The sequence below is a fragment of the Flavobacterium amylolyticum genome (assembly GCF_048284335.1).
Classification (GTDB): domain Bacteria; phylum Bacteroidota; class Bacteroidia; order Flavobacteriales; family Flavobacteriaceae; genus Flavobacterium.
In genome coordinates this window covers 1024454-1039342 of sequence record NZ_JBLVPG010000001.1, presented here as the reverse complement: position 1 = coordinate 1039342, position 14889 = coordinate 1024454, and the positions used below count along the sequence as shown (strand labels likewise).

Sequence of the window (14889 nt, the reverse complement as noted above, 5' to 3'; positions counted from 1 at the left end):
TGGGAGAAAAACCAAAATTACAATCACTTTATTTGTTAATAATAAGCAAAATTAAAGGCATATTTGTCTTTTTAAATCCTCTTTTACTACCTTTAAAAACATTCCTTGTTTAAAAGATTAAATATCATACTCATGAAAAAAACAGCAATAATCTCTCTCTCGATTCTTTCATTCTTCACTTTCAGTTGCGAAGCACAAGTAAAACCAAATGACATTTCTATTAAAGATGAGGTGAAAAATTACACACTTGAAACCGTAGCATCGGATATTGCTATTCCATGGGGAATGACTTGGTTGCCTGACGGCACTATGTTAGTAACTGAAAAAAGCGGTATCCTATATCATATTAAAAACGGAACAAAAACGGAAATTAAAAATGTTCCTAAAGCTTATTCTCGTGGACAAGGTGGATTGTTAGACATTGTTCTGCATCCTGATTATGCCAAAAATGGCTGGATTTATATGACATATGCTTCGGATGAAGGCGAAGGCCCAGGTGGCCACACCAAACTCATTAGAGCAAAGTTATTGGATGGTAGTCTGACACAAATCGAATCGCTTTATAAAGCTACGCCGAACACAACAAAAGGACAACATTTTGGTTCCAGAATTGTATTTGACAACGATGGTTATTTGTATTTTTCAATAGGAGAGCGTGGCGAACATTTTGTAAATCCCCAAGACATTAAACGCGATGGCGGGAAAATATACCGTTTAAATGATGATGGAAGTATCCCTAAAGACAATCCATTTGTAAGTCAGACTGGTGCAAAAGAAGCGATTTACACTTACGGAAATCGCAATCCGCAAGGAATGGCAAAAAACCCTGTAACCGGAGCGATTTGGGCACATGAACACGGTCCTCAAGGTGGAGATGAAATTAACATTATCAAAAAAGGAGCTAATTATGGATGGCCAGTGGTTACCTATGGAATTGATTATGATGGCACAACCATTAGCAAACAAAACGAAAAGCCGGGAATCGAGAAGCCAATTTATTATTGGTTGCCTTCTATTGCACCCAGTGGTATGACTTTTGTAACTAGTGATAAGTATCCAGATTGGAAAGGGCATTTACTGGTTGGATCTTTAAAATTTCAATATCTTGAATTGCTAAAGTTGAAAGGCAATGAAGTTATCGGCCGACAAAAAATCGCAACCGATATTGGGCGTGTACGTAATGTGGCACAAGGTCCGGATGGCTATATTTACATGGGCGTAGAAGGAAAAGGAATCATCAAAATTATACCGAATTAAACTATGTTGACAACAAAATTATTTTTAGGATTTGGAGTATTTGTATTGGGAAACTTCTCCTACGTAAACCCAGCTTCTACAGAGAACTATATTGACTTGAATGCTGAAACTGCTGTTTTTACAAAACTTCAGTCACCCGGAAAAGAAATTTATGCTGATTTTTGTATGCAATGTCATGGCGCAAACGGCAAAGGAGACACTAAAAATTTCCCACCTCTAGCAGGCTCTGATTGGCTAAAGAGCAAGCGAAATCAGAGTATTGCTGCTGTAAAATTTGGGCAAAGTGGCGAAATAATTGTCAATAAAATAAAATACAATAGCAGTATGCCATTGATGGGTCTTACAGATCAAGAAGTAGCCGATGTGATGAACTACGTGATGACTTCATGGGGTAATACACAAACCAAAATCGTAACCGAGAAGGAAGTAGCAGCAATTAAAAAATAACAGATTTCTCCTAAAGCACCACTACAAAAAGAGATAGGTAACGGAGAAACCACCATAAAAATTTACGGGATTTCCAGGATAGAAATATCTTGGAGCTGCAGTGCCAAATCCTACTGCGTTAGGTAAAATATTAGCTGCATATTTGGCATCTAAAACATTATTAACACCTGCATTTAACTCGGTTTTAAGGATCTTAAGAATCGTAAAAATATACGTAGTTTTTATATCGAGCAACGAATACCGCTCACTGTATTTTGTATTGGAATCATTTAACGGAATCTTTCCCGTCGTTCGGAAAGAGGTATTGACACTAAATCCGTTTTTGGTGTTTAAATCCACTCCAAAATTAAATTGCTTTTCGGGAACGCCCGTAAGTTGGTTTCCTGAATAATCAGCATCGCCATCCAAGAAAGATTTGAATTTAAAATTATTTAACGCTCCAGAAAAATAGGGTGTGATTTTAAATTTGAGGGATTTTAAAAGTGTGTAATTAATCAAAAACTCTAAACCGGTATGCGAACTGCTCCCTGCATTAATACCTACAAATTGATCTTCGGCAGTGCGTCGTGCCACCAATAAATTTTCGATCTGTGTAGTATAAAACGTTGCTTCTGTGTATACTTTGTTTTTCAGCCAATTTCCTTTGAAACCCAATTCGTAATTCCAACCTATTTCTGGTTTTAACTCTGTATTTATTTGGCCTTCAGACGTTAGTGTTTCAGCAACTGAAGGAACCGAAAACCCTTTGCTTACGGATGCAAATATGTTTTTTTCATTACTTACTTTATAAGACAAACCAAGTCGTGGTGACCAAACATTCCCAAAAGTAAATGGGACTTTTTGATTGTTCGTATTATTTGCAAAAACATCTTTCAAAGAATACATTGTGGTATTCCATGCAATTCCGGTTTCTACGTGGAGCTTTTCTGAAATCCAAAGTTCCATTTGCATAAAATAATTGATGTAATTCCGGTTTTGTTTGACAGCACTAAACTCCTCACCCGCTATACTTCCTTGCCCTGGTTGTGATTGGTATAAATTTTTAAAAAGAGAATATTGATATTTTTCCGTTAGTAGTTCAGTACCCATACTCAGTTCAAAAGACCTGGAAAACAATTGATCTTTATAATTCACATTGGACCGAAAACCGATCGAACTTATTTTTTCATCTAAAATATCAAAGGGTCTGGGTTCGTATGCGTCTTTGAAATTAGAAAAAATACTCGATTGTATGGCCCATTTCTCAGAAAATTGATGGTCATATCCTAACCCAATCATAAATTTATCATACGATTCAAAACCTTGTGCCGCCGCCCAATTATTAGCCGCTTTTTCAGGATTATTCTTCAAATCCGCCTCATTAATAGAACTTGGAATAAAGGCTTTCAAACGGGTAAAAACACCCACGAAAGATAAACTGCCATTGGGAACGATTTGTTGCTTACCATGCACATTAAATGATTTCCTGCTGTAAGAACTATTTGCTCTGAATCCATCACTGTATAAATCCGTATAACTTGTCAATAAATTTGTCTTAGAATCACTGTATCCTGCCGAAAGACGTTGTTGCAAGAGACCAAAACTCCCAAAAGTGATTGTAGATTTTCCAAACGATTCTAACAAAGGCGTTTCCCTTGAAAACAACTGGATGACTCCGCCCAAACCAGAACCAAAACTAGTGGAATTTGGTCCTTTTATAATTTCAATTTTTTCAATTGAAGCTAAATCAATGTTGTCAATAGTGGTTTCACCCTCACCTGAACTCAAGGGAATCCCATCAAAATAGGCTTTTATTTTATTAGTTCCATACTGCGAACGGGCGCCAATGCCACGAATCGTAATCCTATTGGTATTCAAAGCACCTTGTTGCATCGTAACGCCCGGAATTTTGTTTAAAACCGGAGTCAGTATAATTCCGTCACTTTTATTGATGTCAGCAGCAGTAATCACTGAAACCGAAGCGGCAACATTTTGAAGTACATTTTTAATCGGTGAACCCTTCAAAGTGATTCCAGAAAGGGCTATAGTATCTTTTTTAACTTGACCAAAAAGAGACGTAATACTCAAGGAAAGGAGTGAAAAAGTGAGAATAAAAAAAGAATTTTTAAACAATTGATTGCGTATTTAAATGAGTAAAAAAGATTTATAAAGTTAGCTTTTTCTTTTAATACCCAAAAAACATTTTTAAACGAGCATTGATTAGATAAAATCATGGTTCTTATATGAGCTGTAATTTATATTCGGTTTCTATCTGATTATAGTTATAGAATTGCATATGGGTCTTGTTAAACCGTAAATTATATAAAAAATACCCCTTGAAAACACTACTTGGTGAAATATGACGTTCTTTAAAAATCATACCTTTGTCGTAAGAAACAAAAATTAAAACTATCTTTAATTGCTTTATTTGTATTATACTAAAAATAACAGGATCAACTTATGAAAAAATTAGCACCGGCATGCATCGCAATCCCTTTATTGTTGTTCACTACAATAGCCTGCAATCGCGGCAAAGCAGCTGATGCTGCAGAAGGGATTGAAAAAACAGAGCTTATAAAAGCAGATTCTATAGAAAAAAAGAAAGCGCTTACCATTGACACTCTTGATTATAACAAAAGAATGGTGGCATTAAGCAACAATGACACCACGGGTAAGTGGCCTGTAAAAGCGCCTTATCCTTTGCCTGGAGCGCTCCTGCCTTACAACAGAATTATTGCGTATTATGGAAATTTATATTCCACCAGGATGGGAATTTTAGGAGAGATTCCCCGAAAACAAATGTTGGCAAAGTTACAAGGCGAAGTCGCAAAATGGCAAGCAGCTGATTCTACTGTGAAAGCAATTCCTGCTTTGCATTACATCGCTGTTACCGCTCAAGGCGAACCTGGAAAAAACAACATGCACCGCTTACGGATGCCTTTTAAACAGATAGATACAATTATCAGTTGGGCAAAACCAATCAATGCGTTGGTGTTTCTGGATATTCAAGTAGGACACAGCACCGTTAAATCTGAAGTAGCGGAACTAGAAAAATACCTTTCCATGCCGAATGTACATCTAGGAATTGATCCCGAATTTTCGATGAAAAACGGGGAACGTCCAGGTTCCAAAATTGGGCATTTTACTGCTGCTGATATTAATGACGCCATTACTATTTTGGCAAACATCGTGCGCAAAAATAAACTTACCCCAAAAGTATTGGTGGTACACCGTTTCACACAAGGAATGGTGAAAAATTATAAAGAAATTAAAACGGTACCCGAAGTTCAAATTGTAATGGATATGGATGGTTTTGGAAGTAAAGTATTAAAGAAGGATTCCTATAGAAGTTATATTTACAAAGAACCGGTTCAATTTGCCGGCTTTAAATTGTTTTATAAAAATGATAATAAAAACGACTGGAAAATGTATAGCCCGGAAGAATTAGTAAAATTCACTCCAAAACCCATTTACATTCAATACCAATAATTTACGATTCGATTTATGAAAAACCTTCTTTACTCCATTTTTTTTGGACTCTTTTTAGTGCAAGGCTGTCAAACAGAACCGCGTAAAAAAACTTCTAAAACCCCGGTAGTTCCCGCTTCGGAGAAAATAGTACCGCTCAAAAAAGTGCTGGCGGATGCACCTACTATATTATCAAAAAAGGAAGTTCCTATTTTATGCTACCATAACATCAAAGATTTTAGTAGCAGTGCCAGCGGAAACATAAAAACCTACACAGTAAAACCGGTTGCTTTTGCAGAACAAATGAAAGCCTTAGCCAATGCAGGCTATCAAACTATTTTACCGGAACAACTGTATGACTATTTAGCCTATAATGGTCCGTTACCGGCAAAACCTATTATGATCACCTTTGATGATACAAGGGAAGAACAATTTACCATTGCCGCAGCCGAAATGAAAAAATACGGTTTCAAAGGTGTGTTTTTTATCATGACGGTATCAATTAATCGTCCCGGCTACATGAGTAAAGAGCAAATTAAAAACCTATCTGATAGCGGAAATAGTATAGCCGCACATACATGGGATCACCACATGGTTACTAAATATACCGGAGATGACTGGAATACACAATTAGTAAAACCTAAAGCAAAACTCGAGGATATCATTGGAAAATCAGTTACGGATTTTGCATATCCTTTTGGTTTATGGAATACAGCGGCAATCCCTGAAATAAAAAAGAGTGGCTATAAAATGGCTTATATATTATCTACCAAAAGAGATCCTATAGATCCATTGTATACCATTAGACGTATTATTGTTTCCGGAATTTGGTCTACTGAAGGAATGGTGAATTCTATTAATTCTTCCTTTAATAAAACTGAATAATCTATTAAACACGGCGTTTTTTAAAACCTAAAATTAGATGCTCGCCTGTTAACAAAGGATTCTAGAGAACCTTTTATTATTCTTTTTAAACTATTTCCAGACCAAAACAACTTTCATAAAAAAAGCACTATTGTATTCCTAGGAATACAGTAGTGCTTTTTTTTACATAAATAACGCTTCTTATCTTGGGGACAACCAACCTTCTGGATTGTTATAAGTAGTGTTTTGAAGAATTAAAAATTTAATAATTGTTTTCCCAGTCTCTCCATTGGTCCTTACTCTTCCTAAATTTTGCTTTATACTCACCTTATCGCCTTTACTAACACTAACAGAACTTAAGTTTTGATAGACCGTAAAGTAATCTCCGTGTTGTATCATAACTGCTTTATTCACCGGTGATAAAACAATAACGCTGGTTACTTCGCCTCCAAAAACAGCTCTTGCGTTTGCACCTTTGTCAGTGGTTATTTCTACACCACTATTGTGAACGGTAATCGTATTAAATAAAGGATGCGTTTGATTTCCATATCCTAATGATACGTATCCTTTTTCAACAGGGTATGGCAATCTTCCTCTATTGGCTCTGAAATTATCTGCAATTATTTTAGATTCCGGAGTCAACTCAATTTTAGAAGATGACACAGCGGCTTTGGAAACCGGGGCATTAGGATTGGCTTTTGCTTTTTCCAAAGCGGCTTTTCTATTAGCAGCAGCAATAGCTTCCCGAATTAATTTATTGATTTGTCGGTCAATTGTTCTGTATTCTTGTTGTCTTTTTTTAATTTCTTGGGAAATCTTATTTTTATCTTTTTTGATAACACTTACGAGCTTCAATTGCTCTTTCTTCTCTTTTTCGAGTGACAACCGCTCTTTTTCGTTTTCAGCAATCAGTTTTTGTTTTGCTGTTTTTTGTACATTTAATTTTTGATTAAAATCCGTAAGCTTGTTCGACTTTGATTTTATTTCTTCACCCTGCATTTTTCTGTAACTGGTGTACTGTTTCATGTACTGGGCTCTTTTATAAGCCTGTAAGAAATTTTCAGACGACAATAAGAACATCGCTCTGCTTTCTGATGAACGACTTTTATATGATTTTACAATCATCTGAGCGTAATCCTCCTTAAGCTCCGTTAATTCTTTTTTAAGCTTATTAATCTGCACTTGATTAATATACATGTCATTATTAAGCAACTTGGTCTGCTTTTCAGTCGTATTAATTAATTTTTCTTTCAGCTTTATTTTAGTGCTTTGAATGATAACTACATTAACCGCAGATTTTTCTTTTTTCTTTACGTTCTGTAATAATTTTTCGTTTTCTCGAATTTCTTTTTGAATTTGAGCTTTACGTTGTTCAAGTTTTTCTTGTTGGGATTCTTGGCTCCACAACAATGAAGTCATACAGATAAAAATTAGGCTAAGGAGAAATTTTGGCATATTGAAAAAATATTTTTTGCGAATTTACTTAATTATAATTCTTTTGTACCCATTTGGAACACTATAAGGAAAAGAAAGTTCTTCATTGAAAGTAACCGAGTTGTATTCCAGATTGATTTCGGTGTTTCCTTTCTTCTGAAACGTATTAATAAGAACACTAGTTGGCAATATAGCCTCGTTGTATACTTTATTAGCTGCGTAAGCCACTTTGATCATCCGCTCTTCGGCGGTTTGTGTTATTTCTTGTTTTTGAACTAAAAACTTATCGGCATCCAAAAAGAATGATTTTTTAGTGTTTTTATTTGAAGTATCGTCTAATCGATAGGTTTGTTCCAGTAAAGATTCCAAGTATTTTCCCTTTGTTAAATCATCAATCGCTTGACCTAATAACATGTTTTGAATTTTATTGTAATCCAGATCAGTTCCCAGCCATTGGCTTAAACTACTAAAATCTCCCTCAAAATATTTCCCATTTATCTTTTCGTAATAACTTACCTTAGTGGGCGTGATAAGTGCTTTTGCCATTGTAATTCCCAGAAAACGAATGCTTACCAAAATTTGCTCGTCTTTCTTAATCTTGATTTCAGCGGTGACATTTTGAGTTTGTTTGTCATCGGCGTAACGCGCATTTGACTTAATATATAATGTAGAAAATTCATTTTTATTGTTGTAATGATTTTCTATTATTTTTTTGGCTGACATGTAGCCTGCCTCTGCCATAGGCTCATTGTTTGCTGAAACCGCAATTGCTTTCGTTTTACACGATACGAGCGTGAGCGAAGCAGCAAAGCAAACTATAAAAACCCGACGTAACACTAGTATTGAATATTTTTTCATTATTTTTTTTCTTTTAATAATTGATTGGCTTTAGAGAAAAACAAGTCTTTTTTCTTGAAATCTCCCAAGCCATTATAGGCTTCTCCAAGTTGGATATTGAAATTTATTTCCAATTCTTTATTCTCTACTACATAATCCATGCCTATTTCGAGAAAATCCTTCGCTTTTTTAAATTGTTGGAGTTGATTGTTGGCCAAACCAGCATAATAATAAAACTGTGGTTGTGTTGGAAAAGTCTCTACCATTACAAGTGCTTTTTTGGCTACGACCTCAAATTGTTTCTGTTCTGTATACGCTTGTAACAAAAGTAAATTCGATTCGATGACATCTTCTGACCCATTATCTGCTGATTTCTCATAATACGCAATGGCCTTGTCCCATTGTTTTTTAGCCTGGAAAAACTTTCCTATTTCTTTGGCTACATTTACAGAAGTGTCGTTGTCGAAATAACTGACAGCTTTCTCTAAATCAGTCGAATATTCCGGATTCTTGTGTGTGAAAATCAGAAACTCATTCAGAATTCTGTGTTTGATTTTCGAATCTATTTTAGCACTAGCCAAAACAATATTCATTGCTTTGATGGCTTTTGGTACATCATTAGCATCCAAATAATTCTTGAACAAACTTACTTGAGCCCACTCCGAATTTGGAATCGCTTTTTCAAGTTTTTTGACTGTATCAAAAGCTTTTGATTCTTCATTATTTTTAGAATACAAAAATATCAAACTGATATAATTGAACTCGTCTTGTGGATTTTTTGCAATCAGATCTTCCAGATTGGTAATCTCCATATTCTGAAATTTCCCTACGGATAAAATCTGGCTCTTGTATAATTCCCTACGATCCGTTTTTCCAAAGGTTTCGTTGAGTTCCTGAATCAACGCCAAAGCTTTTTCATACTGATTGGTCCCCATATACAATGAGGTCAAGTCCTCTTTGTATTTCGGATCAAATTCAATCAGCTTATTAATAACACCAATACCCTGAGTGAAATTTTTAGTTTCGTAACTCACATCATACATTCCTATCCAGAACCATTTATTTTTAGGATCAATTTTGGTAGCAATTTCAAAGGAGTTATAGGCACTTTTATACTCTTTTAAGGCTAAATAATTCTTCCCTAGTTCATAATAAACGGTTGCATCATTGGGTTTGATCTTGTTAGCTTTGTCCAATGCCACTATCGCTTTATCATAATTTTCAATCCCTTTTTGAAGCAAGGATTCGTAAAAAAGCTCCTCAAACTGATCTGCATCCAGCTTAATTTCCTCTGGTTCCGTTTGTGCCCATAGCAAAGCTGAATTGCATTGCAAAGATAGAAATAGCAGTATGAAAATGCTTTTTTTCATTTTAAAATTAATTCGCTACGTTACCAAATAGTACCCCAATAAAAGGGACTTTTTTATTCTAACACTGAATAATCTCCGATGCTGATGCTCATAAAATTCCCATTGAAACTGGCGTGATTTCCGATCATTGCATTATCTAAATCTGCATTTTTTATATGAACATGGGTTTGTACCAAACTATTTTTAAGTGTACTGTTTTGTACGTGACATCCATTTCCTAGGGAAACATTAGGTCCTACCGTGGTATTTATCAAAACCACATCTGTACCGATATAACAGGGCGGAATTATAGTCGAATTTTCTAACTTGACATCAAAGTCAACTAAATGCGCTCCATCATTATACAGGAAGCCCAACATTCTGGAATTGGTTTCTACGGTCACATTTTTGTTGCCACAGTCCATCCATTCGTCTACTTTACCAGGAACAAATTTCATGCCCTTGGCCATCATTTGTTTGATTCCATCGTTAATTTGATATTCTCCACCGTGAATAATATTATTATCTAAAACGAATTGAAGTTCGTTTTTTAATACCTCTACCTCTTTAAAGTAATAAATTCCAATAACGGCAAGGTCTGAGACAAATTCCGTAGGCTTCTCAACCAGTTCGACTATTTCATTCGCATCATTCAAATTAATAACTCCAAAAGCTTCTGGATGCTCCACTTGTTTTACCCAAATAACGCTGTCAGCATTTGTATCTAAATCAAAATCAGCCCGAATTAATGTATCTGCATACGCAATAACGGCAGGTCCGCTTAAAGAATCTTTAGCACACATGATGGCGTGACCGGTTCCTAAAGCTTCGTTTTGATAATAAATAGTGCCTTTGGCGCCTAATTTTTGTGCGATAGCGATTAATTCCTCTTCCACTTTCTTGCCAAAACTTTCATGGATGATAAAAGCAACTTCTTCGATATCTTGATTCAATACCCCGGCAATATCCTCAACCAGACGGTGAACGATTGGTTTTCCAGCAATAGGAATTAATGGTTTTGGAATAGTTAAAGTATGTGGGCGAAGACGTGAACCACGACCAGCCATTGGGACAATTATTTTCATGTTTTTTTATATTAAAAGATTGAAAAATTAAAAAATTAAAAATTAGAATCAAAAATCTTTGAATTATTAAATCTTTGAATTATTAAATTAAATTATTTTACTCCAGTACTCCCAAATCCACCTTCGCCTCTAGAAGTTTCTGAAAGCTCCTGGACTTGGATCCATTCTGCACGCTCGTGTTTTGCAATGATGAGTTGGGCAATGCGTTCTCCATTTTCAATAACAAAATCTTCATTGGATAAATTTACTAAAATAACTCCAATTTCACCCCGATAATCAGCATCTACTGTTCCCGGAGCATTCAGGACGGTTATTCCATTTTTAGCCGCCAAACCGCTCCTTGGCCGTACTTGTGCCTCGTACCCGATAGGTAGCGCTATGAAAAGACCTGTTTTTACAATGGCTCTGCCTAGTGGTTTTAGTGTTATGGATTCGGTTAGATTAGCACGTAAGTCCATTCCTGCCGACGCTATAGTTTCATAGTTTGGCAAGGAGTGCTGTGATTTGTTAATTATGTTTATTCTCATTTTTTTTATTTTAAAATATGGATGTAGAAGCAACAAGTCGGGGCTTGCTAGTATTTGTTTGTAGCTGTTGTTTCGTATTAATATAGATTTTTAATAGCCCTGATTGCAGCGGCATCCTTTTCTTTTTTTCTTTAAAAAGAAAAGATACAGCAAAAAGCAGGAAATAGCTCCTGAGAACTCTATTCTAGTTCTTTCTTCGGGTTACAATTTTAGTTAATAATTCTTTTTCATTATGGTATATAAAATACATAAATACGAGTAATAATGGGATTCCGATGTAATAATTCTCTCTAAAACCGTAAAATGAAATAGCCGAAAACCCTATCGAAACCAATAGATACATACTGATTTTGTTGGTGTCGTAAGGGATAGGATAGTATTTATTACCAAAATAATACGAAATCATCATCATACTTCCATAGGCAGCAATAGTGGCAATCGCTGAGCCATAATAGCTCATTGTTGGTATTAACAGATAATTTAATACGAGTGTAATTATGGCTCCCACAATGGAAATGTAAGCACCAATGTGAGTTTTGTCGATTAATTTGTACCACACAGAAAGATTGGTGTAAATCCCTAAGAAGAAGTTGGCCAGTATAATCAGCGGTACTACTTTCATGGCTTCCCAGTAGGACTCGTCCTGAATCATGATGACTTTAAGTACATCTGCAAAAACGATAACGGACAACAATATAAAAGACCCGAAAATAACAAAGTACTTGGTAATTGTCGCGTAGGTTTGTGGCGCATCCTCGCTTTCAGAGTGACTGAAAAAGAAGGGTTCGATTCCTAAAGTGTAGGCTGTACGGTATAAAACCATGAACAAACCCAATTTGTAACAGGCAGAATACACTCCTACTTCAGCAGCAGCGCTATCAGGAGGCAATAAATAGCCCAATAAAATTTTGTCAAATTGCTCGTTGATCGCAAAGGCAACCCCAGCAATCATGATTGGCATACCGTACTGCATCATTCTTTTCCAGAGTTGGTAATCAAAATGCCATTTTAATTTGAAATAATTGGGCGACAGCAGTATAAATGTAAGTAAGCTGGCAACAATGTTGGAAACAAATATATAGCCTATCTGAAAATCTTCCAGGTATAGAGATCGTAAGATACTGTCAGGATTTGATTCTGCAATCGCGGGTAAATAACTTAAAAAGAAAAGATTCAAAAACAGATTGACAGCTACATTTCCTATTTTGATTATCGCATATTTTACGGGTTGCTGATTGACTCTTAATTTAGAGAATGGAACAATCACCAAAGCGTCGAGCACTAAAATCCAAATCGTGTAACTAATGTATTGTAGGTCTATTTCAGCCCAACTAGATAATGTATTTCGGAATAATAAAGCTCCGAATAAAAACGCTATGGAAGTCCAAAAAATAGAAACGGAGGTGGTTTCTACTACTGAATTCTTATTGGTTTCTTTGTTGTAAAACCTAAAAAAAGCAGTTTCCATTCCGTAAGACAGAATAACATTAAAAAAAATCATTCCAGCAAAAATGATGGAAACCTTTCCATACGATTCTTTTGGAAGTAAATCCGTGTATAAGGGCACTAGTAAAAAACTGAACATTCTTGGTATCACCGTAGCCAATCCATAAATGGCAGTCTGTTTAAAAAGATTTTTATATAATCCCAAAATGGTATGTCTATTAAAATTAAGCAAACAAAAATAACTAATTCTTTGGTTTAATCCGCTGAAGTGAATATTAGTTTTAAAACCGAAACACCTACAATAAAGACTAATTCATTTTCCACCGAAAATAGCTTTATGGCTTTTCTGTGACATTCGATATTTTAAAAAAATATAGTTTATTCTCTTTCTTGTATTCTAAAACTGCTTCGTTGCGTTTTAAATCAAATTTAGATTTTTGAATAACCGGTGCTTTATTCCCATATTCTTTGGCAAGATTACTATCCAGAATCAAATCTTCTTGTTTATTGCTTTCATAAAAATGTGCTACAAAAGTATTTCTAGTGATTTCTTCAACCTTAGATTCTTGATTGTGAAAATAGATTTTCTTCAGTTTGATATTTGCCGCAAGCGGTTTTTTGAAGTCAATATAAAAATGCATGACAGTCCTTTCCTTAACGTTTTTATCTTTTTGATAAAAAACCGATTGCATTCCTTGAGGAAATTCCGTTTGGATTTCTTGTTTCATGGCACAAAAAGTAAGGCTTAATGCAGAGCTAAATAAGAGGCCAATTATTTTATATCCTTTCATAATAGCCATTTTAACTTAATCCGTCTTCGTTTAGAATCTTAAGAAAGTGAAATCCTTTTGGAACATAACCTTGATTATAATAGAAACGATGTGCCGTGAAATTTCCAGTAAAAGCATCTAAAACAATCATCGTACAACCAGTTTCCTTGGCCAAAACATCAACATAATCCGTCATCATTTTGCCCAATCCTTTGGAACGATGCTCCGGATGAACGATAAAATTATCAATCTCTATGTATTTTCCTGACCAAAGTTTTGTCCCTGACCAAAATCCAGAAACCGCCACACAAACCTCGTTTTCAAAAATGGCAACCTGTTTGTAATTATGGGGAATCATCTCGATAAGATACGATTCATATTTTTCTACCGTAAAAGTGGGATATAAAAATCGCATTACATCAATATTACCAAGCATCTCCGCTACTGTGGTTAGTTCTCTAATTTTTAATTGCATACTTTCTAGTATTATTTTTAACGATAAAATTAAACAAAAAAAGAGCCAACATCTGTTGGCTCTTAGAATATATTTTGAATCAATACTTTATTATCCATTCAATGCTTCTGCTCCACCAACAATCTCTAATATTTCGTTAGTAATAGATGCCTGACGTGCTTTATTGTATGTCAATTTCAATTGATTTCTCAATTCAGTTGCATTATCCGTGGCTTTGTGCATGGCTGTCATACGCGCTCCGTGTTCTGAAGCAAATGAATCACGAATTCCTTTATACAATTGTGTTTTTAACGATTTTGGAATCAAAGTCAACACGATTTCTTCTTTTGAAGGTTCAAAAATATAATCTCCAGTCGAAACTGCAACATCGGATTTTATCGGTGCTAAAGGCAAAAATTGTTCCGTTTGAATGATTTGTGTTGCGGCATTTTTAAATTGATTGTAAATCAACTCTATTTTATCATATTCACCAGAAAGAAATTTATGAGTCAAAAGATCTGAAATCTTAGCTACGTTATCAAAAGTCAAATCATCAAAAATAGCGCTTTGATTGTCAACTACTGAAAGTGTTTTACTTAAAACATCGTTTCCTTTTTTACCAATAGCAAAAACGTCTACTTGTTTGCCTGCGTAAAATTCAGCACGGTTTTTAGCACCTTTAATTGCATTTGTATTAAAAGCACCAGCTAAACCTCTGTTTGAAGTTATCACTACTAATAATACCTTCTTGATTTCGCGTTGGGTTGTAAATTCTCCACCGGCATCACCTTCCAGTGTAGCAGAAAGATTTTGCAATAATTCCGTTAATTTTTCGGCATAAGGGCGCATTGCTGTGATTGCATCTTGTGCTTTCTTTAGCTTTGCTGCAGAAACCATTTTCATTGCCGATGTAATTTGCATCGTAGATGAAACGGAAGTAATTCTATTACGGATTTCCTTTAAATTTGCCAT

General features: G+C 35.2%; 14 protein-coding genes. 4 read left to right on the top strand and 10 right to left on the bottom strand.

Annotation, left to right across the window (positions count from 1 at the left end):
• Positions 1–132: 132 nt before the first annotated feature.
• Together ACNQF9_RS04660 and ACNQF9_RS04655 are read left to right on the top strand one after the other, a co-directional pair.
• Positions 133–1257, top strand: coding sequence for a PQQ-dependent sugar dehydrogenase (locus ACNQF9_RS04660; RefSeq protein ID WP_417959075.1), 1125 nt, complete (start codon positions 133–135; stop codon positions 1255–1257).
• A 3-nt stretch (positions 1258–1260) separates the two neighbouring features.
• On the top strand, positions 1261–1704 hold the full coding sequence (locus ACNQF9_RS04655; RefSeq protein WP_417959074.1) for a c-type cytochrome: 444 nt from the start codon (positions 1261–1263) through the stop codon (positions 1702–1704).
• Positions 1705–1725: 21 nt separating this feature from the next.
• Here the strand turns inward: ACNQF9_RS04655 and ACNQF9_RS04650 are convergent, their stop codons facing one another.
• Positions 1726–3816 (bottom strand): TonB-dependent receptor family protein, encoded by a 2091-nt coding sequence (locus ACNQF9_RS04650; protein WP_417989724.1) that lies wholly within the window; start codon positions 3814–3816, stop codon positions 1726–1728.
• Between the two features lie 327 nt (positions 3817–4143).
• Here ACNQF9_RS04650 and ACNQF9_RS04645 point away from each other — a divergent pair, with 327 nt between their 5' ends.
• On the top strand, positions 4144–5172 hold the full coding sequence (locus ACNQF9_RS04645; RefSeq protein ID WP_417959072.1) for a hypothetical protein: 1029 nt from the start codon (positions 4144–4146) through the stop codon (positions 5170–5172).
• 15 nt (positions 5173–5187) lie between these two features.
• Entirely contained in the window at positions 5188–6036 is an 849-nt protein-coding gene (locus ACNQF9_RS04640; protein WP_417959071.1) for a polysaccharide deacetylase family protein, read from the top strand.
• 180 nt (positions 6037–6216) lie between these two features.
• On the opposite strand, the gene ACNQF9_RS04635 is transcribed toward ACNQF9_RS04640, so the two are convergent.
• From ACNQF9_RS04635 to atpG, 9 genes are all read right to left on the bottom strand, one after another.
• Positions 6217–7434: a murein hydrolase activator EnvC family protein gene (locus ACNQF9_RS04635; protein ID WP_417989723.1), complete on the bottom strand. Its 1218-nt coding sequence runs from the start codon at positions 7432–7434 to the stop codon at positions 6217–6219.
• A 60-nt stretch (positions 7435–7494) separates the two neighbouring features.
• On the bottom strand, positions 7495–8307 hold the full coding sequence (gene lolB1, locus ACNQF9_RS04630) for a lipoprotein insertase outer membrane protein LolB1 (RefSeq protein ID WP_417989722.1): 813 nt from the start codon (positions 8305–8307) through the stop codon (positions 7495–7497).
• Positions 8307–9656 carry a tetratricopeptide repeat protein gene (locus ACNQF9_RS04625; protein ID WP_417989721.1) on the bottom strand — a complete coding sequence of 450 codons (1350 nt, stop codon included), beginning with the start codon at positions 9654–9656 and terminating at the stop codon, positions 8307–8309. The genes lolB1 and ACNQF9_RS04625 overlap by 1 nt, the downstream gene beginning before the upstream one ends.
• Positions 9657–9709: 53 nt before the next feature.
• Positions 9710–10720 (bottom strand): sugar phosphate nucleotidyltransferase, encoded by a 1011-nt coding sequence (locus ACNQF9_RS04620; protein WP_417989720.1) that lies wholly within the window; start codon positions 10718–10720, stop codon positions 9710–9712.
• Positions 10721–10812: 92 nt separating this feature from the next.
• A complete protein-coding gene (gene dut, locus ACNQF9_RS04615; protein ID WP_417989719.1) occupies positions 10813–11247 on the bottom strand; it encodes a dUTP diphosphatase in 435 nt (144 codons plus the stop codon).
• 184 nt (positions 11248–11431) lie between these two features.
• Entirely contained in the window at positions 11432–12898 is a 1467-nt protein-coding gene (locus ACNQF9_RS04610) for a lipopolysaccharide biosynthesis protein (protein ID WP_417989718.1), read from the bottom strand.
• 130 nt (positions 12899–13028) lie between these two features.
• Complete coding sequence (locus ACNQF9_RS04605) at positions 13029–13484, bottom strand: hypothetical protein (protein WP_417959064.1); 456 nt, start codon at positions 13482–13484, stop codon at positions 13029–13031.
• Between the two features lie 10 nt (positions 13485–13494).
• The gene (locus ACNQF9_RS04600) at positions 13495–13938 is read right to left on the bottom strand and encodes a GNAT family N-acetyltransferase (RefSeq protein ID WP_417959063.1); all 444 of its coding nucleotides are present in this window, start codon (positions 13936–13938) and stop codon (positions 13495–13497) included.
• Positions 13939–14028: 90 nt separating this feature from the next.
• Positions 14029–14889, bottom strand: a complete 861-nt coding sequence (gene atpG, locus ACNQF9_RS04595) for an ATP synthase F1 subunit gamma (protein ID WP_417959062.1) — start codon at positions 14887–14889, stop codon at positions 14029–14031.

Excerpts from the sequence above, each read along its gene's own strand:
- ACNQF9_RS04660 (WP_417959075.1), top strand. The coding sequence starts at position 133 with ATGAAAAAAACAGCAATAATCTCTCTCTCGATTCTTTCATTCTTCACT.
- ACNQF9_RS04655 (WP_417959074.1), top strand. The coding sequence starts at position 1,261 with ATGTTGACAACAAAATTATTTTTAGGATTTGGAGTATTTGTATTGGGA.
- ACNQF9_RS04645 (WP_417959072.1), top strand. The coding sequence starts at position 4,144 with ATGAAAAAATTAGCACCGGCATGCATCGCAATCCCTTTATTGTTGTTC.
- ACNQF9_RS04640 (WP_417959071.1), top strand. The coding sequence starts at position 5,188 with ATGAAAAACCTTCTTTACTCCATTTTTTTTGGACTCTTTTTAGTGCAA.
- ACNQF9_RS04635 (WP_417989723.1), bottom strand. The coding sequence starts at position 7,434 with ATGACTTCATTGTTGTGGAGCCAAGAATCCCAACAAGAAAAACTTGAA.
- lolB1 (WP_417989722.1), bottom strand. The coding sequence starts at position 8,307 with ATGAAAAAATATTCAATACTAGTGTTACGTCGGGTTTTTATAGTTTGC.
- ACNQF9_RS04625 (WP_417989721.1), bottom strand. The coding sequence starts at position 9,656 with ATGAAAAAAAGCATTTTCATACTGCTATTTCTATCTTTGCAATGCAAT.
- ACNQF9_RS04620 (WP_417989720.1), bottom strand. The coding sequence starts at position 10,720 with ATGAAAATAATTGTCCCAATGGCTGGTCGTGGTTCACGTCTTCGCCCA.
- dut (WP_417989719.1), bottom strand. The coding sequence starts at position 11,247 with ATGAGAATAAACATAATTAACAAATCACAGCACTCCTTGCCAAACTAT.
- ACNQF9_RS04605 (WP_417959064.1), bottom strand. The coding sequence starts at position 13,484 with ATGAAAGGATATAAAATAATTGGCCTCTTATTTAGCTCTGCATTAAGC.
- ACNQF9_RS04600 (WP_417959063.1), bottom strand. The coding sequence starts at position 13,938 with ATGCAATTAAAAATTAGAGAACTAACCACAGTAGCGGAGATGCTTGGT.
- atpG (WP_417959062.1), bottom strand. The coding sequence starts at position 14,889 with ATGGCAAATTTAAAGGAAATCCGTAATAGAATTACTTCCGTTTCATCT.